24 protein-coding genes and 2 tRNA genes are annotated in these 22,244 nt (G+C 32.4%); 7 read left to right on the top strand and 19 right to left on the bottom strand.

Annotated elements, in window-relative coordinates; genetic code table 11:
• Positions 1 to 10: 10 nt before the first annotated feature.
• Positions 11 to 2,182: a selenide, water dikinase SelD gene (gene selD / locus JJ842_03650; GenBank protein MBO6971004.1), complete on the top strand. Its 2,172-nt coding sequence runs from the start codon at positions 11 to 13 to the stop codon at positions 2,180 to 2,182.
• Here selD and JJ842_03645 read toward each other — a convergent pair whose 3' ends face one another.
• Genes JJ842_03645 through JJ842_03635 form a run of 3 tightly spaced genes read right to left on the bottom strand, consistent with a single transcriptional unit; the run spans position 2,183 to position 6,073 of the window.
• Positions 2,183 to 3,430, bottom strand: coding sequence for a CCA tRNA nucleotidyltransferase (locus tag JJ842_03645; GenBank protein MBO6971003.1), 1,248 nt, complete (start codon positions 3,428 to 3,430; stop codon positions 2,183 to 2,185). It abuts the gene before it with no gap.
• A gap of 5 nt (positions 3,431 to 3,435) precedes the next feature.
• A complete protein-coding gene (locus JJ842_03640; protein MBO6971002.1) occupies positions 3,436 to 5,844 on the bottom strand; it encodes a UvrD-helicase domain-containing protein in 2,409 nt (802 codons plus the stop codon).
• 22 nt (positions 5,845 to 5,866) lie between these two features.
• The gene (locus JJ842_03635) at positions 5,867 to 6,073 is read right to left on the bottom strand and encodes a hypothetical protein (GenBank protein MBO6971001.1); all 207 of its coding nucleotides are present in this window, start codon (positions 6,071 to 6,073) and stop codon (positions 5,867 to 5,869) included.
• A gap of 178 nt (positions 6,074 to 6,251) precedes the next feature.
• On the opposite strand from JJ842_03635, the gene JJ842_03630 reads away from it, so the two are divergent.
• Positions 6,252 to 6,764: an R-phycoerythrin subunit beta gene (locus JJ842_03630; GenBank protein ID MBO6971000.1), complete on the top strand. Its 513-nt coding sequence runs from the start codon at positions 6,252 to 6,254 to the stop codon at positions 6,762 to 6,764.
• On the opposite strand, the gene JJ842_03625 is transcribed toward JJ842_03630, so the two are convergent.
• The 3 genes from JJ842_03625 to JJ842_03615 form a co-directional block, all read right to left on the bottom strand.
• Entirely contained in the window at positions 6,748 to 7,299 is a 552-nt protein-coding gene (locus JJ842_03625; GenBank protein ID MBO6970999.1) for a phycobiliprotein lyase, read from the bottom strand. The two genes, JJ842_03630 and JJ842_03625, sit on opposite strands and share 17 nt — an antisense overlap.
• Complete coding sequence (locus tag JJ842_03620; protein ID MBO6970998.1) at positions 7,274 to 7,453, bottom strand: hypothetical protein; 180 nt, start codon at positions 7,451 to 7,453, stop codon at positions 7,274 to 7,276. The genes JJ842_03625 and JJ842_03620 overlap by 26 nt, the downstream gene beginning before the upstream one ends.
• Before the next feature lie 117 nt (positions 7,454 to 7,570).
• Positions 7,571 to 8,206 carry a VTT domain-containing protein gene (locus JJ842_03615; GenBank protein MBO6970997.1) on the bottom strand — a complete coding sequence of 212 codons (636 nt, stop codon included), beginning with the start codon at positions 8,204 to 8,206 and terminating at the stop codon, positions 7,571 to 7,573.
• Between the two features lie 147 nt (positions 8,207 to 8,353).
• Between JJ842_03615 and JJ842_03610 the strand changes: the two genes are divergently transcribed.
• Entirely contained in the window at positions 8,354 to 8,773 is a 420-nt protein-coding gene (locus tag JJ842_03610; GenBank protein ID MBO6970996.1) for a hypothetical protein, read from the top strand.
• 89 nt (positions 8,774 to 8,862) lie between these two features.
• On the opposite strand, the gene JJ842_03605 is transcribed toward JJ842_03610, so the two are convergent.
• The 7 genes from JJ842_03605 to psbB all read right to left on the bottom strand — a co-directional run bounded on the left by JJ842_03605 (position 8,863) and on the right by psbB (position 15,072).
• A tRNA-Phe gene (locus JJ842_03605) sits at positions 8,863 to 8,935 on the bottom strand.
• A gap of 92 nt (positions 8,936 to 9,027) precedes the next feature.
• Entirely contained in the window at positions 9,028 to 10,257 is a 1,230-nt protein-coding gene (locus tag JJ842_03600; GenBank protein ID MBO6970995.1) for a sugar kinase, read from the bottom strand.
• Positions 10,258 to 10,269: 12 nt separating this feature from the next.
• Positions 10,270 to 11,511 carry a methionine adenosyltransferase gene (locus JJ842_03595; protein ID MBO6970994.1) on the bottom strand — a complete coding sequence of 414 codons (1,242 nt, stop codon included), beginning with the start codon at positions 11,509 to 11,511 and terminating at the stop codon, positions 10,270 to 10,272.
• A gap of 137 nt (positions 11,512 to 11,648) precedes the next feature.
• The gene (locus JJ842_03590) at positions 11,649 to 12,740 is read right to left on the bottom strand and encodes a 30S ribosomal protein S1 (GenBank protein MBO6970993.1); all 1,092 of its coding nucleotides are present in this window, start codon (positions 12,738 to 12,740) and stop codon (positions 11,649 to 11,651) included.
• A gap of 109 nt (positions 12,741 to 12,849) precedes the next feature.
• Complete coding sequence (gene nrdR / locus JJ842_03585) at positions 12,850 to 13,329, bottom strand: transcriptional repressor NrdR (protein ID MBO6970992.1); 480 nt, start codon at positions 13,327 to 13,329, stop codon at positions 12,850 to 12,852.
• A gap of 97 nt (positions 13,330 to 13,426) precedes the next feature.
• Entirely contained in the window at positions 13,427 to 13,525 is a 99-nt protein-coding gene (locus tag JJ842_03580; GenBank protein MBO6970991.1) for a photosystem II reaction center protein T, read from the bottom strand.
• A 23-nt stretch (positions 13,526 to 13,548) separates the two neighbouring features.
• Positions 13,549 to 15,072, bottom strand: coding sequence for a photosystem II chlorophyll-binding protein CP47 (gene psbB / locus JJ842_03575; protein MBO6970990.1), 1,524 nt, complete (start codon positions 15,070 to 15,072; stop codon positions 13,549 to 13,551).
• 222 nt (positions 15,073 to 15,294) lie between these two features.
• On the opposite strand from psbB, the gene JJ842_03570 reads away from it, so the two are divergent.
• The 4 genes from JJ842_03570 (at position 15,295) to JJ842_03555 (ending at position 17,398) form a co-directional block, all read left to right on the top strand.
• Positions 15,295 to 15,657: a (2Fe-2S)-binding protein gene (locus JJ842_03570; GenBank protein ID MBO6970989.1), complete on the top strand. Its 363-nt coding sequence runs from the start codon at positions 15,295 to 15,297 to the stop codon at positions 15,655 to 15,657.
• Between the two features lie 102 nt (positions 15,658 to 15,759).
• On the top strand, positions 15,760 to 15,912 hold the full coding sequence (psbM, locus tag JJ842_03565) for a photosystem II reaction center protein PsbM (protein ID MBO6970988.1): 153 nt from the start codon (positions 15,760 to 15,762) through the stop codon (positions 15,910 to 15,912).
• Between the two features lie 11 nt (positions 15,913 to 15,923).
• Positions 15,924 to 16,793 carry a peptide chain release factor N(5)-glutamine methyltransferase gene (prmC, locus tag JJ842_03560; protein ID MBO6970987.1) on the top strand — a complete coding sequence of 290 codons (870 nt, stop codon included), beginning with the start codon at positions 15,924 to 15,926 and terminating at the stop codon, positions 16,791 to 16,793.
• A gap of 23 nt (positions 16,794 to 16,816) precedes the next feature.
• The gene (locus tag JJ842_03555) at positions 16,817 to 17,398 is read left to right on the top strand and encodes an L-threonylcarbamoyladenylate synthase (protein ID MBO6970986.1); all 582 of its coding nucleotides are present in this window, start codon (positions 16,817 to 16,819) and stop codon (positions 17,396 to 17,398) included.
• A gap of 178 nt (positions 17,399 to 17,576) precedes the next feature.
• On the opposite strand, the gene JJ842_03550 is transcribed toward JJ842_03555, so the two are convergent.
• From JJ842_03550 to JJ842_03525, 6 genes are all read right to left on the bottom strand, one after another.
• Positions 17,577 to 17,648: transfer RNA gene (locus JJ842_03550), tRNA-Thr, on the bottom strand.
• 64 nt (positions 17,649 to 17,712) lie between these two features.
• Complete coding sequence (gene minE / locus JJ842_03545) at positions 17,713 to 18,048, bottom strand: cell division topological specificity factor MinE (GenBank protein MBO6970985.1); 336 nt, start codon at positions 18,046 to 18,048, stop codon at positions 17,713 to 17,715.
• A gap of 1 nt (position 18,049) precedes the next feature.
• Positions 18,050 to 18,865: a septum site-determining protein MinD gene (minD, locus tag JJ842_03540; protein MBO6970984.1), complete on the bottom strand. Its 816-nt coding sequence runs from the start codon at positions 18,863 to 18,865 to the stop codon at positions 18,050 to 18,052.
• A gap of 106 nt (positions 18,866 to 18,971) precedes the next feature.
• Positions 18,972 to 19,637 carry a septum site-determining protein MinC gene (locus tag JJ842_03535; GenBank protein ID MBO6970983.1) on the bottom strand — a complete coding sequence of 222 codons (666 nt, stop codon included), beginning with the start codon at positions 19,635 to 19,637 and terminating at the stop codon, positions 18,972 to 18,974.
• 10 nt (positions 19,638 to 19,647) lie between these two features.
• Complete coding sequence (locus JJ842_03530) at positions 19,648 to 20,904, bottom strand: HD domain-containing protein (protein ID MBO6970982.1); 1,257 nt, start codon at positions 20,902 to 20,904, stop codon at positions 19,648 to 19,650.
• Between the two features lie 44 nt (positions 20,905 to 20,948).
• Positions 20,949 to 22,232, bottom strand: coding sequence for a PDZ domain-containing protein (locus JJ842_03525; protein ID MBO6970981.1), 1,284 nt, complete (start codon positions 22,230 to 22,232; stop codon positions 20,949 to 20,951).
• Between the last annotated feature and the right edge of the window lie 12 nt (positions 22,233 to 22,244).

Below are 22,244 nucleotides of genomic sequence, written 5' to 3'. Positions count from 1 at the left end.
AGTAATGTAAATGGCTTTTAATCATCTGGTACTAATTGGAGGAGGACACTCAAATGTTTCTTTATTGAAGAAATGGTTAATGTTTCCGAAATTAATGCCAGAAATTCCTGTTTCAATTATATCTAGAGATTCTCATTTGGTTTATTCAGCTATATTCCCATCGGTGATTTCAAAATCAATCACTTTAGAAGAGAGTTTAATCGATATAAAATCTTTAGCAAAAAATGCAAAAGTATCTTTTATAGAGGAAGAGGTGAAGGATATTGATTTCAATTTAAAGAAAATTGTTTTAAATAATAGACCTTCAGTTAACTATTCAAAGTTGGTGCTTAATTATGGAAGTCAAACAATAATTCCAAAAGAATTTGAATCACTAGTTAAAAATCGAAATGCTTTTTCAATTAAACCTTTTTTAAGCGCTTATGACTCAATACTAAAAGAGGACATTTTTGATTCAGTTAATGAACTTCCATTTGTAGTTGTTGGGAGTGGCCTTGCTGCAATTGAATTATCATATGCTTTAAGAAAAAGATGGGGATATAGACCTTTAAAACTATTATGTGATTCAAGAAAAATAAATAATACAATTCTAAAAAGTTTACGGAATTCCAATATTGATATAGTTGAAAAACTTAATTTTGATTATGGCAAGATTCTTTTATGTACTGGAAATACATCTCCGTTATGGGCACAAAAAAAAATATTAGATTCGGATTCTTATGGCAGAATAATTACAAATCAGAATTTACAGATAAAAAGTTTCTCTGGAATCTTTGCTGTCGGTGATTGCGCAGTTGTAGGTTCCGCAAAAAGACCAGCATCGGGAGTTTTTGCAGTAAAAGTTGTAAATACACTAGTACAAAATCTTAAAAAAGATATAGAAGGGAGATCATTAAAAAAGTGGTTTCCTCAAAAGATCGGATTACAAATAGTAAATATATTTCCAAGCCATCATCCAAAGGCTTTTGCTATTTATCGCAATTTTGTTTTCGGCCCTTCTTTTATTTTTTGGATTTTAAAGCATAAAATTGATCTCAACTTTATTACAAAGTTCAGATCAAAAAGGCTAATTATGAAAAGTAGTGAAAAAAATATTTCATTGAATGATTGCAGAGGATGTGCAGCTAAAATTCCTCAGTTTGTTTTGAATAAATCATTAATAAATTCTAATTTAAATTCTTTTGCCTTATCACCTGAAGATTCAGTTGAGATATATCAAAATGGTCAAGATATTATCTTGCAAAGTGTAGATGGATTTCCTGCTTTGGTAAGTGATCCTTGGCTTAATGCAAAAATTACTACTTTGCATGCTTGCTCAGATTTGTGGGCAAGCGGAGCAAAACTTTCATCTGCGCAGGCTTTAATTTCATTACCAAAAGTTGAAAGGGAATTTCAGAGTTACCTCTTTTCTCAATCACTTCAAGGTATTAAATCAACAGTTGAGGATCATGGAGGTGAATTACTTGGAGGCCATACTTTCGAGGCAAGAAGTTTCGTAAATAAACCTTATTCATTGGGAATAGATATTTCTTTAACAGTTCAAGGGATGTTAAAAAATGGATTAAAACCATGGCTTAAATCTGGAATGAATATTGGAGATATTCTCATGATGTCTAGACCTCTCGGCGTTGGGATTTACTTTGCCGGTCAAATGCAAAATATTAATATGCTAGGTAGTTCTTCTGAAGTGATTAATAATTTAGTAAAGAGTCAGCAATATTTGATTGATGAAATTTATCTTTTTCAAAATCAATTTAAAGAATCATTAGTTAATGCTGCGACTGACATTACTGGATATGGATTTATTGGACATCTTAAAGAAATGGTTGAATCATCTAATTTATATAGGCAAAGCAATAATCTTGAGCCACTAAAAGTTTTATTAGATTTATTTGCATTTAAAGCTTATCCTGGAGTATTTGAATTAATAAGAAAAGATGTTAAAAGTACTTTCTTTGAATCTAATAAAGAAATTTTTGACAAAATTTATAAAGTAAAAAAGCAAAAAAGAATAATTAATTTTTTAAACGAAAATTCATTAGATCAAGAGACTTTTAACGAGAGAATATCATTACTATTAGATCCTCAAACATGTGGCCCCTTGTTGATTAGTTGCAATCGTAAATATGAAAATGTTCTAAAGGATAAATGGTACAAGGTTGGAGAGGTTGTAAAAATGTAATTAATTTCTATTTAATTTGTCAATTTCCAAATATCTTAATCTTTTTATTTCCTTTCCCATCTCTTTTCCTGGTTCCCATCCTTCTTTTTTTAATGTTTCTCCATCTTTTTTTGATTTTATGAATTTGTAAATAAATAACCACTTAAACAATTTACGCCAGTATGCTCCTCCATCACAAATTAATAATTTGACTGTCTCATCATTAAGGTTTCTGTCCTCAATAAATTCTGTCCAACTTGAAGGAGAAAAATGATTGAAATTTTTTTTGTTTGTATTTAATATCTTTTTGATATTTATATAATCTTCTAATATTTTTATCTCACTATTATTTACCAAAAATCTTTGACATGCTTTTTCTAAATCTTCTGAATCTTTTAATAAGTAAAGCATATGATTTCCCTTTAACTTTTTAATCCAATTTAGTCCTCTTAAAAATCTTTTATCGACTTTAATATTTTCATTTAAGATTGAGATAATTTCCCATTTATGAATTATCGAAATTACATTAGTCAAATTATCATGTTTGCATATTTCAGCTAGCTCCATCCTGATTCGTATGCCTATTGCAGGAGGGTAAATCATTTTATGATGAGTTTCTGAACTTTCCCATGGCCATTGTCTAACTGTTTCTTGAGATTGTTTGAGGGAATTATTTGAAATATGGAAATCTAACCTTGAAGCATATTTTGCACATCTAATTAATCTACTTGGATCATCTGAAATACTTTTACTGTGAAGTAAGTTCAATCTTTTACTTTTTATATCAGAAATTCCTCCATAAAGATCATAGATTTTCCTTGTCGAGACCTCGAAGGCTATTGAATTTATAGTGAAATCTCTCCTCTTAAGATCCTCCTTAATAGTACTTTTATTTACTGTGGGATTTAAGCCTGGAGCAGAATAAATTTCTTTTCTTGCAGAAGCAATATCAATTTTATAGTCATTAATATTTATTTCTACAGTGTTGTATAAATTAAATTCCTTGATTAAACATAAATCTACATTTACAATATTTTTTTTTATAAATTTTGCAAGAGCAATAGAGGAACCTTCAATAACAAGATCAATATCTAAAGGTTTAGAAAACGATTTTTTGTGGAATTTACTTATTAATAAATCTCTTAAATAACCGCCAACAAAAGCTACTTTAGTATTGTTATTAGATTCTATATATTTAGCAATTAGGTTATATAGATTAAATGGAGTTTTGATTAATTCCCCTTGGATGTAATCAGAGATATCGCTCATGAGTTTTAACTTACATAACGAATTGGAGCTAATCTGGGATCTAGAATTTTACTTCCTTTATCACCAAATTTTACTGCTAAAGATATTTTTTCCCCACTCCCAAAAATATGTATGATTTCACCTTTCCCAAACTTTGAGTGAATTAGCATATCTCCAACTATCCAGCTTTTCCCTTTACTGGGACCTGAATATAATTTCCTTACTGCATTTATTGGTTTTTTAACAAATTCATTTGGATTGTTTCTATCAACTCTAGTTAAACGATCAAGATGCCAATCTCTTCTAATTGAAGCACCACCAGTTTGTGGTAATTCGCCATCCATTAAATCTTCAGGTATTTCCGAAAGAAATATTGAAGGAATTGTTGCTTCACGCATTCCACCCCATAATCTTCTTTCTCTGGCATGACTTAAGAAAACTCTTTCTTTAGCTCTTGTAATACCTACATAGCATAATCTTCTTTCCTCTTCAAGAAGTGAGGGAGTATCTATTGATCTATGGCTAGGGAAGAGACCTTGTTCTAGCCCAGTGATAAAAACATTTTGAAATTCTAAACCTTTACTATTATGCAGAGTCATGAGAGTTACAGAGTTAGGATTATTTTTCTTCGTATCATTATCAGTTGTTAAGGCTGCTGTAGAGAGAAATCCCTCTACATCTCCACTTTCTGTTTCTTCTTCATATTGAGTAGCTGCATTAATTAGTTCTTGTAAGTTATTTCTTCTATCTTCAGATTCTTCAGTCCCGCTAGAAAGCAAGTCACTTAAATAACCACTTTTTTCTAAGATAAGTTGTAGTAGTTGAGCGGGACCTGAATTTTCTAAGTAACACAGTAGATCATTCATAATTTCAGTAAATTTATTAATTCCTTTTGATGATCGGCCTATTGTTTCTTCAAGACTTTGCTTATCATTAAGAACCTCCCATAATGGGATATTTAACCTCATAGATAGTTCATTAAGTTTTTGAATAGTAGTCTTACCAATCCCTCTTCTAGGAACATTTATGATTCTTAAAAGACTAACGTTATCTGAAGAATTAACCAGAACTTTCAAATATGCTAATGCATCTTTAATTTCTCTTCTATCATAAAAACGCAATCCTCCAAAAATTGTATAAGGAATGCGCCACCTTACAAGAGATTCCTCTAATACTCTTGACTGAGCTCTGGTTCGATATAAAATTGCAAAATTTTTCCAAATTGGGTTTTGATTATAGTTATTGAGTGATTTTATTTTATTGGTAATTGCTTCTGCCTCGGAAATTTCATCATCACAGCTGAGTAACGTTAAAAGTTCCCCTTTTTCTTTGGTAGCCTTTAAAACTTTGTCAATTCTTTCAGAGTTGTTTTCAATTAGTGAGTTTGCAGCATCAAGGATATTGGAAGATGACCTATAATTTTCTTCTAATTTAATTAAAGATGATTTTGTATCGTCGTTGATTGAAGTTTTAAAATCTTCTTGAAAACCAATTAAAATTCTGAAGTCAGCTGCTCTGAAACTATAAATGCTTTGATCAGCATCCCCAACTACAAAAATTGACCGATCTTCCCAATTGAAGAATTTTTTTGGTTCAGTATTTCCAGCCGTAATTAATTTTATAAGTTCATATTGTGTTCTATTTGTATCTTGATATTCGTCAACTAAAATATGTTTAAATCTTTTGTGCCAGTAATCTCTGACGACATCATTTTGCCTCAATAAGAAAACAGGCAAAAGTAGAAGATCATCAAAGTCTAAAGAATTATTTTTTGAGAGCGAAATTCTATATCTCTTGTAGGCTTCTGCAACTGTTTTATCAAAATTATTATCTGCTTTTTCTAAAAGATCATTAGAAGTTAAACATTGATTTTTAGCATTACTTATTAATCTTTTAATCTTTTTGGGATCATATCTTTTTGGGTCAAGATTCATATCTTGACTGATAATTTCTTTTACTAATGTTTGAGAATCTGTTTCATCATAAATTGAAAATTGCCTTGTCCATTTTAGGCCTTCTGGATCAGTATATTTTTCAATATCGTATCTAAGAAGTCTTGAAAATAAGGAATGGAAAGTACCGATCCAAAGATTCTGAAGCCTCTCTTGGTGAACGTTTGTTCTTAATTGATTTTGATCAATTTCTTTGAGAGTTGTCCAAGGCTGACCAAATTGATTAAAAGCTAATTCTTGGGCTAAAAGAACCTCTAATCTTGCTTTCATTTCTTTAGCAGCTTTGTTAGTGAAAGTGACTGCGAGAATGTTATAGGGATCTATAGAGTTACCCTCAATAAGGTTTGCAATTCTGTGAGTAAGAGCCTTTGTTTTACCGCTACCTGCACCTGCTACAACTAATAGTGGTCCATAAACATGTTTTACTGCTTTAAGTTGTTGATTGTTTAGGGACTTAAAAAGGAAATTGTTGGTTTGAGGCACTTTTGGAAGGGTTTTTCAAAAATCAGACTTTACTATGAGATTCAGATTCCGTTTCTAGATCTTCTAACGCTTTTTTTAAATTTATAAGTTCATTATTGTTATTAATTATTTCTTCAAATTTATTTTGAGGCATCTTTAATTTCATACTTCTGTCTAGAATTTCTTTTTCCAATCTCTTTTTATATGAGGAAATAAGTTTCTTTGATAATTTTAAATCTTGTTGATCCAAAACTTTATTGAAAATATAGTTTTATATTAGCGGAAAAAAATTTTTTATTTGAATTATTTCAACTATCACTTTGGAATGAAGTTATTAATTAAGAAGCGTTGCGTTTAGTTTGAAATTGTATTGTTTTAACAAGCTTTATATTATTCTTAAGATCGATCTTTAAATTTTTAATTCAGGAATGTCAGTTTCAAGGAATAATCAACTATTATCAGTCGATAAGAAATTAAATGATTTAAGCAATATAAAAGAATTTATTAATAGTGCAAACTCAAGATTAGATGCAATAACCTCAATAACCAATAATTCACATGCAATAGCAGCAGACGCTGTAACAGCAATGATTTGCGAAAATCAAGATTCACTTAATTCAAAAATATCTTTAAATACAACTAACAAGATGTCCGTTTGTTTAAGAGATGGAGAAATAATCCTAAGGATTGTTGCTTATCTTTTAATTTCTAATGACGAATCAGTTTTAGAAAAAAGTTGTTTGAAGGATCTTAAAAATACTTATCTTGCTCTTGGGGTACCTTTAAAAAATGCAAGAAGGGTTTTTGAATTAATGCGAGATGCAACTATCTCTGATTTGAATTCAACAGTTAATAATATGAGTGGAAACAAAGACTTTCTTCCTAAATTAATATCTGAAACAGAGTTTCAATTTAAAAGAATAATTAATCTTTTAAACTAGCTAAATTCCTTATCTCTGAAGTATGGGAAGTCTGTATAACTGAGTTATTGTCCAGATTCCTAATAGTAGAAAATCTGGATCTTACATGTGTGGATAAAAAGGAAATTCTTTCTTCGGAAACTGTTGATTTATAAATATTTTTAATGTGTAAATTATTTTGTTCATCAACAAAATAATTGGATGATGAAATAAAGGATTCTGTATAACCTTTATTTCTTAAGACAATTCCTGAATTTTCATCTTTGGGTAAAAAAATCAGAATAGTTTCATCCCCCTCACTGATATCATCATTGTCCCAATCACTAATAGCTTGCCAATTTATAGAAATGGCTATGCTCTCTAGGTTTAAACTAAATTTATAATTTTTAAAAATTTCAACGACTTTTTTATTTTTTTTGTTGATATTTTTTATATATATTTTACTAGTTGAGTTTTCAAATTCCTGAAAAGCTAAAGTGTGAGTACTCCTAATAGATTTCCACTCTCCTATACTTTTATCAATGAATTGATTAATTATTGTTAGATTCTTCGTCAAGTTGATCTTCTACGGAATGATTTTCTGCTTTTTGTATCATTCTTACCATTGAATCCACCATTAATCTCTTTGCAGAAGTTACTTTTAATCCAGAGGGAGTAGTTGATATTTGCTCTCCAGGGCGATCATATGAAGTTGGTCTAAATGGAGTCATCTAATAACTTTAAAAATTAATCGATTTCTATTCTTGCATGAATCATTATTTATATAGTTATTGTTTGCGAAAATGTCATATCTTTCTTCTTTGATTACAGAATTATCAACTGTGTTGTTATTTAGGCATCTTATTTTTTGCCAATCCTGAAATAGTCGCTAAAGCAAACATTCCTAATAGAGCAATTCCTAGAAATAATCCTGCTCCCTGGCTAACTCCAGCTCCTACTGCTACTAGTATAGAGTCACTTATTAGAAGACTTATTAATAATGCTGGAGTAAATATTTTCCAGCGAGTTCCTCCAATTCCAATTGCGTAGCTTAGAAAATCAAAAAGGCCAGTCATTAGTAAACCTGTCATAAGAAAGAAATTTTCTTCTAGCTGGTTTTGATTAAAACTTTCAATCTTTTGCATTGCTTTTGGGCCTACTAAATTACGTACAGGAACCCGACCATAATTTCTCGCAATAAAGAAAGCAGCTTGGCAAAAAACGATATCAGAAAAGATGATTGTCATATAACCTTTTTGAAATCCTAGTAATGAACCAGCTAGTAGAGAATATGCAGAACTTGGAAGGGCAGGTAAAATAATACTTACTCCTCTAAGGATAAATATTCCAAAAGGAGCCCAAATCCCCATACTTTCTATTTTGTTCCTTAAAGGTTCAATCCCATAATTTTGGATTAAATAAATCAATACAACAAATATTGAAATGAAAAAAACTACTGAGATAAATTTCTGTATTTTATTCATTATTTTTTTAATAAATTTATTGGAAGTAAATTCATAATTTAATATTTGATTCTATCTATAATAGAAATACTAATCAATAAAAATTTTTACAAATTTTTAATCTTATATTTCCTACTAATTAAAAATATTTGTATTCCATAAGTAGTCATGACTCATTCTAAGAATAAAGTTAATTCAATATTTTTTAGAAATTTCATTAATTTAGTCCTTTCTATTATCGTTTTCTTTTGTATTTCAATAAAAAAATCAGAAGCTTTGCCTCATGAATGGGTTGGAGTCCCCAAAAGTGAATACGGAGAGCAGTTATGGGATAGGCAAAGTATAAGAAGGAATGAGGATGGTTCTGTAAGAGTATTGAGTAAATTTATTCCCAAAACAAAAAGTGAAATTACTAAGGATATTCTCTACACAATGGATATAAATTGTTTTGAAAAATCATTTAGAGATGTTGATGTCTCAATAGATGAAGCAAATAGTAATTTCAATGATTTAGCTAATTGGCAAGATCCAAATGGAGATAAACTGATTTTGGGTGTTATTGGTCAAGTCTGCAGAGTCGAAAAATAAAAATTTTAAGTTATAAAAAAATGCAAAAAAATAACGATTTCTCAATGATTTAAAAGTATAAAACCCTGTCTAGGACAGGGTTTTAAAGGTGCCAGGACCCAGATTTGAACTGGGGACACGGCGATTTTCAGTCGCCTGCTCTACCAACTGAGCTATCCCGGCTCTAACCTATATACTCTAAATTAAGATGTGTAGTTTGTGAAACCCTTTTAATTAAAAATTTTATATCTTCATCAAATATTTCTAAAAAACTTTTATTTTGAATTAATCGCTAACAAGGCAGTACCAAATGAAGTGGTTTTTTTGCATGAAACTATGGGTATGTTAATAATTTTTTCTCTTATTTTTCTCCATTGTGGGTTTTTTGAACCTCCACCAATAGTAATAATTTTTTTTGGAAGCGAACCTGTTAGTTCGCCTAACTTTTCCCATCCTTTCAATTCGATCTTAGCTAGCCCCTCGAATAATGCATGTAAATAAAGTGAATCGCTTACTGGCCTTGGACCAAGTATTGGCTCTAAATTAGAATTATTAACAGGAAATCTCTCTCCTTTACTATTAAGAGGCAAAAGATTTAAAGAAGTGTTTTTCGATGGATTTATTTGTCGACTGAGCTCCTTTATTTCTAAATCAGAGAAGAATTGAGATAAGATACCACATCCCGCGTTTGATGCCCCTCCACATATCCATTCGCCGTTCACTATATGGTTTGTAATTCCTTGTTTTTTTATAGGGTTTTCAATAAATTTTTTAACTACAAGAGTTGTTCCTAAAACTGTGAGACCATCTTCTTTACCTAAACCTGCAGCTATTACACTTGCATTAGAGTCAGTGGTGCCTGAGACTAATGTTAATTTCTTATTCAAGTTAAATCTCTCTGCTAAATCATAATTCACTTCTCCAATAATTTTCCCACTTTTTATTATTTGAGGCAGGCATTTTTGCCATGAAGCATTGAGATAGCTTTTTGGCCATAATTCTTTTTTTAGATCCCAACCAAGTTTTAGATTATTACCTTCTTCTCCATAACTCCAATCTTTTAAAAACCAACCAGTGATCCAATCAGATTGATGTCGTAAAAGTATATTTGTCCCATATTTATCTATTAATTTTAATGCTTTAGCAAGACTACTATATGGAGTTCGCAGATAATCTTCTTCAAGAGTTAGTGATTCAAGAAGGATCTTATTTTCGTTACATGCTTGGTCATAAGGTATTGCTTCTCCTAGCGGCTCTCCTTGCAAATTTGATGCTGTTAAAGTTCCTGAGGTGCCGGAGATGGCCAATTTATTAAGGTTAATTTTCACCTCAATAGGTAAACTAGCTAAGAGACTCTCACAAGAATTGATCCAAGAATTTGGATTCTTAAAGCTGTACGAATAAGGTACTGAATTTGAATATACTAATCTCTTATGGAGATTAATTATTGATATTCTTGCACCACTGGTTCCAAAATCTAACCCTCCATAAAAATTATCAGGCATAGAAAAAATATTTTATAAAAAGATTTTGGAAGCCTCTGCTAATTTGGCTGCTTTTTCTTCTACATTTTCCCAAGGAAGCTCAAGATCTCTTCTGCCAAAATGTCCATAGGATGCAGTCTTTCTAAAAAAAGTACCTCCCATTTTTTTTGGTAGATTTCTTAAATTAAATTCTTTTATTATTGCTGAGGGTCTTAAATCAAAGTGCTCTCTAATAAGCTCAGTCAAATTAGCTTGTGAAATAACGCCAGTATCAAAAGTTTCCACGAGAATGGAAATTGGCTTTGCTACTCCAATTGCATAACTTAATTGTACTTCTGCTTTTTTTGCCAATTTTGCCTTAACTATACTTTTGGCTACATAACGTGCTGCGTAAGCGGCTGATCTATCTACTTTTGTGGGATCTTTACCAGAAAATGCTCCTCCTCCGTGTCTTGCATAGCCACCATAAGTATCTACAATAATTTTTCTACCAGTGAGCCCTGCATCTCCTTGAGGTCCTCCTACTACAAATTTCCCCGTGGGGTTTACTAGGAATCTTGTTTTGCTAACGTTTGGTTTGATTTCTAAATCTTCTGTAGCAGGAATTACAACATGCGTCCATAAATCTTCTTTTATTCTTTGACGAATTTCTTCTTCATTTGTTATCCCATCTATTTCAGAATTATGTTGAGTTGAAATTAAAATCGTATTAATAGAAACTGGCGCCCCTTTTTCGTAATCAATGCTTACTTGAGTTTTACCATCAGGGAGAAGATAATTAAGGACTCCCTCATGCCTTACTCTAGCAAGTTGAATGGCTAATCTATGAGCCAAGCTAATAGGTAAGGGCATTAATTCAGGCGTCTCATCGCATGCATAGCCGAACATTATGCCTTGGTCGCCAGCGCCGGTATTATCTTCCAAATCATCATTAACATCATCTGCATCGTTTACTCCTTGAGAAATGTCTGGTGATTGCTCGTCAAGTGCTACTAAAACAGCACAACTATTTGCGTCAAAACCACCTGCTCTGTAGCTTTCATATCCAATTTCTTTAATTACATTTCTAACAAGTTTTATATAATCGACTTTTGCTTTTGAAGTTATTTCTCCAGTAAGTAAACAAAGACCCGTATTAACAACAGTTTCACATGCAACTCTGCTTTCTGGATCTTCTGTCAATAAAGCATCTAAAACAGCGTCACTTATTTGATCACATATTTTGTCAGGATGACCTTCAGTAACGGATTCTGAAGTGAAAATGAAATCACTCATTAACAAATAATTTTGAAATTAGGTATTATCCTAAGTTAGAACTTTGTTACAAATCAATTATTGTAAATTAAAAAATACTTGTAAAAGAATAATGAGGCTTAAGTTCCGATGTAAATGCACAAAATAAATAAGTGAATTTATACCGTTTCAGCTGAAGCTGTGGCGATCTCTTCGTTATCGTCAGTTTGTTCAAATAACATTTGTTTATATTTAGCTGCCATTTCTTCAGCTTTACTAAAAACTTTTTGAGGGTCAGTGAGCATATCTCCTGGTTCAGGTTCAAGTGCTTTAGTAGATAATGAAATTCGACCTCTTTCTGAATCAAGGTCAATTATCATGACTTTCATTTGGTCATTCACATTTAAAACGTTATGAGGAGTCTCAATATGTTCATGACTAATCTCAGAAATATGCAATAGACCACTAACTCCACCAATATCAATAAAGGCTCCATAAGGTTTAATACCTTTTACAGAACCAACAACAACTTCTCCTACCTCAAGTCGGTTCATTTTTTTCTCAACTAAAGCTCTCCTATGGCTTAGTACTAATCTATTTCTCTCTTCATCAACTTCAAGAAATTTTAAAGGCAAATATTCACCTTCTAGGTCATCTTTAATTTTTCGAGCACTTATATGAGAGCCTGGAATAAAACCTCTCAAGCCCTCAACCCTAACTAGAGCTCCTCCTCTATTTGTTGCGAAAACTTCAGAATATATAGTTGCATCTTCTTTTTGGAGCTGTCTAACCCTTTCCCATGCTCTTTGATATTCAATTCTTCTAATGGAGAGGGCTAATTGGCCATCTTCATTTTCTTCGCTCATTATGAAAAATTCTCTACTTTCCGAAGGTTGTAAAACATCATTAAGTCCTTCAACTCTATTTATTGAAACCTCCTGAACAGGCATAAAAGCAGCCGTTTTTGCACCTATATCTATCATGGCCCCTTTGGGCTCTAAAGCAAAAACGGTACCTTTAACTAGATCGCCAGGCTTGAAGTTATAGTCATACTTACCCAAAAGTGATGCAAATTCTTCTTGTGTGAATCCTGCGTTGTCAAAATCCGTATTGTTTCTGCTAGAGGAAGAATCTGCTGAAGGTATATCGCTCTTCTCGAATGATAAATCTTCCTCATTTTGAGATGCTGAATCCTTATTTAACTCAGACGAATTTTTAATTTCTTGATCCTCAGAAAGTTCTTTTATTGTTTGGGAAGAATTTTCGTTCATTTGTTGTATCGCAGACTACCTAAGGTAGTTAGAAAGGTATGCTACTAGCCTGCAAACCAATAGCAAAAAACATTTGTGATATTTATTCTACACTTTAAGATGCTGAATTTTATGAAATTGAAGCTAATTGGTTTTTTGAATTTCCCTTTAGAGATTCAAGAGTTGAAATAAAATCTTTTACCCCATTAAATTTTCTGTAAACTGAGGCGTATCTTATATAAGCGACTTCGTTTTCTTTCATCAGATTTTTAAGTATTAATTCTCCGATTTGAGAAGATTTAATATCTTTATTAGAATCTTGAACGATTTGAGATTCAATTCCATCTACGAAATTGATAATTGCTTCACTACTGAAGTTAGTCTTTTCGCATGCTCTTGAAATGCCAGTAAATAATTTTTGTTTATCAAATAATTCTCTGCCACCGTCTTTCTTTATAACTGAAACTGGCATTGTTTCCACTCTTTCATAAGTTGTAAATCTAAAGCTGCAATTTAAGCACTCTCTTCTTCTTCGAACACTTTTACCACTATCAGCAGATCTAGATTCCAAAACTCTGCTATCTGTGTTTTGACAGGTTGGACACTGCATGTGGTGAAATAAGTTACACTTTAACTCTAATAGTAGAATAATATCTTAATTATGAAAAGTAAAAAAACCTCTTGTTAAGGAGGTTTTTTTTCTGAGTTCATTTTCTGTCGAATTTAGGTGGGTCTCTAAAGGCGACAGCAAAGAATAAAGTAACAACTGCGAGAGTTAGAATAAGAACGTAAGCAAAAGCTTCCATAAGATTAAGTAAATAAGTTTAGTTTAAACCCTTCCTGGGATTCTTCTTGTGGATTCGTCACCAAGTTTCTTGAATAAACCAAATTCAACTTGGTCTCCAATCTCAGCATCAATACCAGCAAAGGAATTTCTGTAAAGAGTTCTTGAAGCATGCCACCAGTGGCCAAACAAGAATAGCAATCCGAAACATAAATGTGCATATGTAAACCATGCTCTCGGTGAGCTTCGGAATACACCGTCAGATTTATACGTATCTCTGTCAAACTTGAATGCTTCTCCTAATTGAGCCTTTCTAGCTAATCTTTTAACTACTGCAGGATCTGTAAATGTTTGTCCATCTAAGTCACCTCCATAGATAGTTGCAGTGATACCAGTCTGTTCAAAAGAATACTTTGCTTCAGCTCTTCTAAATGGAATATCGGCACGTACATTACCTTCTTTGTCTTCAAGAATAACAGGGAAGTTTTCAAAGAAATTAGGAATTCTTCTAACTTCTAATTCGTTGCCTTCCTTGTCTTGGAATGCAATGTGACCTTGCCAACCAGTTGGTAATCCATCTCCATTTACAAGAGCTCCAACCCTAAATAATCCTCCTTTAGCTGGACTATTCCCAACATAATCGTAGAAGGCTAGTTTTTCTGGAATCGATGCATATGCCTCTGATTTAGTGGCACCATTATCTATAGCTGCTTGTACCCTTCTATTAATTTCAGTTTTGAAATAGCCTGAGTCCCATTGATATCTGGTAGGACCAAAAAGTTCTACTGGGGTTGTTGCTGAACCGTACCACATTGTTCCTGAAACAACGAAAGATACAAATAATACAGCGGCTAGAGCACTAGCTAAGACTCCTTCAAGGCTTCCAAGTTTTAGTGCTCTATAAAGTCTTTCACCAGGTCTATTGGTGATGTGAAAAATACCTCCAATGATACCCATAAGTCCAGCTGCAATATGATTTGCAACTATACCCCCTGGATTGAAAGGATTAAATCCTTCAATTCCCCAAGATGGTGCTACGGGTTCTACGTGACCAGTTAGACCATAAGGATCAGAGACCCAAATGCCTACGTTTGCACAATGAAAAGCTCCAAATCCAAAACATGTAAGTCCAGCTAAAAGAAGATGAATTCCAAATATCCTTGGTAGGTCTAAGGCAGGCTCTCCTGTCCTGGAGTCTTCCCATAAGTCTAGGTCCCAGTATGTCCAGTGCCATATAGAAGCCAACATCAATAACCCACTGAATACTATGTGTGCTGCAGCAACTCCTTCAAAACTCCAGAATCCTGGATCAACTCCTGTTGCACCAGTGATATCCCATCCGTTCCAACTACTTGTGATACCTAATCTTGCCATGAAAGGCATGACGTACATTCCCTGTCTCCACATTGGATTGAGAACAGCATCAGAAGGATCAAAAATGGCTAATTCATAAAGAGCCATAGAGCCGGCCCAGCCAGCTAATAATGCAGTATGCATAAGATGCACAGCAAGTAGTCGACCTGGGTCGTTAATAACTACTGTGTGAACTCGATACCAAGGCAATCCCATCGGTTAATTTCTAGTAACTATGCTGAATAAACAGCTAAACATCACGATAGTAAGGGTTTTTTAGTCTTTGAGGGATTTTTGTAAATAAATTTATTTTCTTGATAAAAACGGCTAAATCAATTTGCTGGACTTGGTTTACAAGGAATTTTTGACTAAAAATTGTTAATATTTTGGTCACAAATCTCAAAGTAAAACGCCAAAATAAGAAAAATAACTAAAAAAATGGCAACTATCAGATTCATTCGTGAAGATTTGGAGGTTCAATGCAATCCCGGTGAAAACTTAAGGGAATTGGTGATGAAAGAAAATCTGCAACTTTATGGTTTAAAAGGTATTTTAGGTAATTGTGGAGGAGCCGGACAATGCAGTACTTGTTTTATTTCCGTTGAAGGAGGAAACAAAAATTCTTTAAGCCCCCTTACTTCTGTTGAAGAAGAAAAACTTAAAAATAGACCAGAAAATTGGAGGCTTGCGTGCCAAACACTGGTAAAATCATCTACAGTAATTTTGACAAAACCACAATCTCCTCCATCAAATTTAGAAGAATTAAAAAAAGTTAGTGATAATAAAAAATTACCTCGCTAAATTGTTTAAGTCTGTTAATCAGTTGATAAAAATTGTTGATTTTTCCACTTTATTTCAAATTATGTGTCTATAGTCTTAATACCTAATAGAACTGTAACTTAAATGGAAACCACTAATTTCGGATTCGTAGCTAGTCTTTTATTTGTTGGGGTACCAACAATATTTCTTATAGGTTTATTTATTTCTACTCAAGATGGCGAAAAATCCAGCTTCTTCTCAGATTCTAGTAAAGGAAGACTTGGTCCAAAACGCTAATATCTTTTTAAATGCTTGGCATTTCTGTAGAAGATTTTTTATTTTGGAAAAAAAAGCAACTTTCTAAAGGTGGTGATTATCAATCTTTTGCTGTTTTACTAGATTGTTTAGGCGGTGTAAGGGGTAGTGATCTCAACCTTTTGAGGATTAATCTTGAAAGGAAAATATATTTAAAAAAAGACTTAGACTACTTGGAGTCTCTCTGGGATACACACTTATCAAGTTCCTCTCCTATTCAATATCTTTGTGGAATAGCATATTGGAGGGATTTAGAATTAATAGTCTCTGATAAAGTACTTATTCCTAGATCGGAGACAGAATTAATTGTTGATATCGTCTCTGAAATATTTGGAAAAAAATCTCCAAAACTATACTTTGCTGAATTAGGAACTGGTTCAGGTGCTATTAGCATCGCTTTATCATTAGCGCATCCATCATGGGAGGGAATAGCAACTGATATCGATCAAGATGTATTAGAGATAGCTACTAAAAATTATGTAAAATGCTGTAGCCAATCAAATTTGAAATTTCTTTGCGGACACTGGTGGACCCCTTTTAATAGTTTTGAAGATAAATTAGATCTTGCTATTTCAAATCCGCCTTATATTCCTAAAGATACTTATGAAAAATTACCTAGTGAAGTAAAAAATTTCGAACCAGAAATTGCTTTATTGGGAGGTGAAGATGGTTTAGAGCATATTAGGGAAATTATTCAAAAAGCACCCTTGTACTTAAAAGAAAATGGATGGCTAGTTTTAGAGAACCATTTTGATCAAGCTGCACAAGTAAAACAACTATTTATTAAAAACAAATTTAATTCAGTAGAAACTGTAAATGACCTTTCAGGTATTGGTAGGTTTACTATTGGAAGATATAAATAAATTATTCTTGGTAAAGAATTTTAATGAATTTAATAACCTGCAAATCAGCTTTGAAGACACTTAAAAGCGGTTTGCCGATAATTTTCCCAACAGACACTTTACCTGCAATTGGATGCTTACCTAAATTTTCAGAAATTATCTTTGAATTTAAAAAAAGAGATAGAAATAAACCTTTAATTCTTATGGGCTCAGACTTCAAACAATTAATTGATTATGTCCATGAATCTGCTAGAGAAGATTTTGAAAATATAGCTTCAAAATATTGGCCTGGAGCTTTGACAATGATTATCCCCTCTTCAAAACAACATAGTACAATTCTAACAAGCCAGGACCTTACTCTTGGTTTAAGAATTCCAAATTCACATACTGCGCAATCTCTTATTCAAGAAACGGGCCCATTGTTAACTTCAAGTGCAAATATTTCAGGTTTAGCTGGATCAATTACTGCTGAGGGTCTTGCATCAGATTTTCCTTCTTTAGAAATTCTGGGACCTATTCCATGGGAAAAAAGTAGTGGGAAAGCAAGCACAATTATATATTGGAAGAATAAAGGTTATTGGAGGTTGATTAGAGCAGGCGATGTATCAGTTAGGGAACTAAATTAATGTTATTATTATTGTTTTTTGTGTTAATAATTCAATCTTTTTCTTATTGGATATTTGAACCAATTGCATATTTTCTAAGGAATTTACTTGAAATAAGATTATTACCTACGATTGCTCTGGTAAGTTTGATTGTTATATTTTCGGGAAAAAATTTTAAAAAAAATTAAATTAACTAAAATGCCGGCTAACAGATTTGAACTGATGACCTTCGCTTTACAAAAGCGCTGCTCTACCGCTGAGCTAAGCCGGCATAATCACTATCTTACAATTAAGAAGGATCAATTCTTAGTATTTTTTTAGCTTTTGAAAAATTATTACTTTTTGATATCTTTATCACTTTTGGAATTCTTATCATTTTTTTTAAACTTTATTTCCCCTGAAATAGTTCTTTTGATCGGTAAATTTGCTACTAATGCGGTCATTCTATCCTCCGTTTCTAAACTTACTGCTACCTCTTCGAAATCAATCTCAACATATTTAGCAACAACATCAAGAATTTCTTTTCTCATTTTATCCAAGAGATCAGTTGTTAAAGAACTCATATCAACCCTGTCATGAGCTAGAACAAGTTGTAATCTTTCTCTGGCAGTATTTGCACTAGCCGTCTCCCTGCCAAGTAATTTGTTAATAAGGTCTCTGAGAGTCATCATTTTAAAAAACCTTTGTTTGCATTAATCTCATGAATTTATCTTTAAGGCTCTTACCTTCATTTTTGGGATCAATAATTGGGATATCTTTTCCAGTAAGTCTTTGTGAAACATTCAAATAACATTTTTTTGCAGGAGATCTACTTTCTGTAAGCGTTAGCGGCTCTCCTCTGTTGGTACTAATTATTACTTGTTCATCTTCTAAAACAATACCTAGTAAAGGTAATGAAAGAATTCCTTGCACATCTTCGATCGATAACATTTCTTGACTAGCCATCATATTAGGGCGAACTCTATTTATTACAAGCTGAATAGGCTCGATTTCAGACGTGTTAAGAATACCTATTACTCTATCGGCATCGCGTACTGCGGATAATTCTGGGTTGGTAACAACAATAGCTTCTTTACATGCCGCAAGAGCATTTTTAAACCCATCTTCTACTCCAGCAGGACAATCAACCAAAACAAAATCAAATTTTTCACTAAGTAACTCACTAATTTGTTTCATGTCTTCAGGCTTCATCCAATCCAACATCCTTGGATCTCCAGCAGGGAGAAGAGCAAGGTTTGGCTCTTTTTTATGTCTAACCAATGCTTGTTCAAGGCGACATTTCTTATCTAGAACATCTTGAGCAGTATAGATAATACGATTTTCTAATCCCAAAAGAAGATCTAAGTTTCTTAATCCGAAATCAGCGTCTAATACGGCAGTGTTTGCCCCGCTGTTAGCTAGTGCTATGCCTAAATTTGCAGTTAAAGTGGTTTTCCCAACTCCACCTTTCCCTGAACAAATTAATATTGTGCGAGTATTTTTCGACAAGGATTCAATTATTTTCCAAATAATAAAGCCACTTTTAGAAAGTTGAATATTTTAAAGATTAAGTAATTCTTAAATTTATAAGTTTAAATTAAATTATTTCAATTGATTAATTAATTTTATTATCAATTATGTAGGGTTTGATTATTATCATCTGATTTTCAATAACAGCAATTTCGGGATACGAATACCTGGGTTTATCATTTGGTCCAATAGCTATCACATCTGCAATTCTTAATTGAAGAGGATTTAAGTAAAGAGATGAAATAGAGGCATTATAATTCCCATTTTTTCCTGCAAACGCTACACCTGATAGTTTGCCCCAAACAACAATATTTTTCTCGGCCGAAACTATTGCTCCTGGATTAACGTCTCCTATAATGCATAGGTTTCCATTTGAAGATATTCTGTCACCTGACCTTACGGTCCCTTCATGCAAAATATTATCGTTCTTGATTAAATTGCGAAGAAGCAACTTATTTTTGATCTCTTGTTCATTTAGATAAATTGAATCTATTTTTATAGATTTCCCAGCCAATACTGTATACCTATTATTTGAGTAAATACGTAAAAAACAATTATTAAATTTATCAAAATTATTTTTGAATATTGATAACTGATGTACAGGTATTGATTCATTGATTGCGAAAATTTCTGCTTCCAAAGGTCCTTTTATCTGAAAAAGTTTTTTGACTTCTTCATTAATTTTGTCAAAATCTTTAAAAGATATAGCTTCCACACTATTTCTATCAAGGTTTTTTACAAAGATTTTGATTAAATTCAATTTATATTTTATTTTTTATTGATTCAATTTGATTTTTAATCTCATTTTTGATCACGGCTGGGTAAATAATAAAGGAGCTTTCTTGAGGTGTTTTTAATGTATTGATTAATGCTGATTTCATCCCTAATGAGTTTAGATAGGTTCCATCCCATATTTTAAGTGCATTGCAAGATTCAAAACCTTTAAAAGATTTTTCTTTTATTCCGCAAAAAACTTCTGAATCATAATTATTTGTTTCGCATAATTTCCTTGCGAATGCAAGAATTTCTAGTCTTTCAATTTTATTTAAAAAACTTATGTCTGAAGCCTTTAATAAATCTCTGTCAATAAACATTTTGCATAGTGCTGAGAGTGGCTCGAAGGATTCATCTTTCCACCTAATCAAATGGTAAAAAAAGGTTATATCATCATTTTTTATGAAATCATCAAAATCAACCTCTGCAGAAGAAAATATTAATTTAGAAAGCGAACTATCTATCCAAATTTTTTTTTCACAATTTTGTTTTATTGTAGATATTATTTTTTCTAAAATCCATGTTGATATTTCGTTTATTTTATGATTGTAGATAGTTCTATACATCAAGTTCCTAAGTACTAAGAAATGCTCAATAGCGATAACTCCTTTTGGTTTGATTGCAATATTTCCATCAGGAGAAAATGTAAGGCCTGAAATAATTCTCTCTAAATCAACTAAGCCATATTTAGTCCCAGTGTTGTAACTATCACGTAACAGATAATCAAGACGATCACAATCAATTTCACTGCTAATAAGTGTTTTTAGAGGTTTATTGAATAGTTGATTTGATTCAAATAATTCTCCGATTTGTGCAGGTAATTCTTTGTCATATTTTTTTAGGATTGAATTGATTGGAAAATAATTTTTAACAAGTTTTTGAGACCATTTTTCGTGATTATGATCAAATATTGCTTCACTGGTATGACTTAGAGGTCCATGCCCTAAATCGTGTAACAAAGCTGCTCCATAAAGAACAAACTTATTCTCACAAAATGAAGGCTTAATTTCTATTAATCTTTGATATATTTTTCTAGCGATACAAAAAACACCAATTGAGTGGGTAAATCTACTTGATTCTGCACCATGGAAAAGTAATGATGCGGCCCCTAATTGTTTTATTCTTCTTAATCTTTGAAAAGCAACAGTATCAATTAATTCCATGATCATTAATTCCTCTGGCTTCTCAGAATTAAATACTATTTCTTTGTGAATTGGGTCATGAAAAATTCTTTTAATTGTCATAGTGTTTTAAATTTTTTATCTATCAATTCTTTGCTAATTCAGGCTCATTTTTCTTCATTGTTTAAATCACTTGATTGTATTGCAACTTCTTTTTTTTCTAATATTGAATCTAGATATAATTCTGCATTTCTCACCCATTTATCATCAGCACTTCCGTAATCACTTGCATCCGAAAAATCCAATAATTTATCAGGTGTCATCCCTTGACCTTGGATATTATTACCTTTAGGAGTTAAATAACTAGCGACAGTGATTGCTAGACCGCTTTCTTCACCTAAACTTTTTAGGGATTGAATTAAACCTTTCCCATAGGTTTGTTCTCCCATGAGAATTGATCTGCCGTTATCTTGTAAAGATCCCGCAAGTATTTCACTGGCACTCGCAGTCCCTTTATTTACCAAAGTTACCATTGGGCCATCATAAGATGTTTCTTTTTGGGAAATTATTGCATCTTTGATCCCATTTCGATTTTTTGTCTCTACTACTGGTCTTTCACTTAATAGTGAGTCTGCAACTGCTATACCTGAGCTTACTAGTCCGCCAGAATTATTCCTAAGATCCAAGATAAGTCCTTCAACTTCTTTCTCTTTTAACTCTTGAAGAGCTTCATCAACCTTTTTAGGGACACTTTCGCTAAATTGAGTTATCCTTAAATACCCTATTGTATGAGAATCTTCTCTTAATCTTTTAGTTCTAACTGGCCTGAGGTCTACGGATCTTCTCTCTAAATCAACTTCTCGATGTTCTCCTGATTGCTTAGATAATTCAACTAAAACTTTTGTGCCTGATTCACCTCTTAATTTAGAAGCAGTATTTGCAAGACCTAACTCTTCTGATGAAATTCCATCTACTTTCTCTATGAGATCTCCGCTAACTATACCCGCCTCTTCTGCTGGTGAACCGCCAAGTGTAGATACAACTTTAACTTTGTTACTATTATCATCTTCACCTAATTGAAGTCCCACGCCATTTATTTCACTACCGAAATTACTCGCTTTCAAGAGTTCATAATCTTTTGGGCGTAAAATTCTTGTATAAGGATCTTCTAGAGGTCTTAGCATGTCTTCAATTGCGGAATAAGCCTCTTCAGTTGTTTCAATTTGTTTCTGTAATGTTTTTTGTCTTATTCTCTTCCATTGGATTTCATCAAACTTTTCTGGGTCATAAAAACCTTCATTTACTAAGGTCCAAGCATCAAGTACTAATTGCCTGCTATCACTGAGAGCATCAACTTTTTCAATGAATAAAAAATTGGCAGAAAAAACACATATCATTGATGCAATGATTAGTATTTTGAATGTTAAAAGTTTGTTAAAAGATGAATTCATTGGGTTAAGTGT

The sequence above is a fragment of the Prochlorococcus marinus CUG1433 genome (assembly GCA_017644425.1).
In the GTDB taxonomy this organism is placed as follows: Bacteria; Cyanobacteriota; Cyanobacteriia; order PCC-6307; family Cyanobiaceae; genus Prochlorococcus_A; species Prochlorococcus_A marinus_U.
The sequence above is the reverse complement of the archived record's forward strand: the minus strand, read 5'-3'. Positions and strand labels throughout refer to the sequence as shown.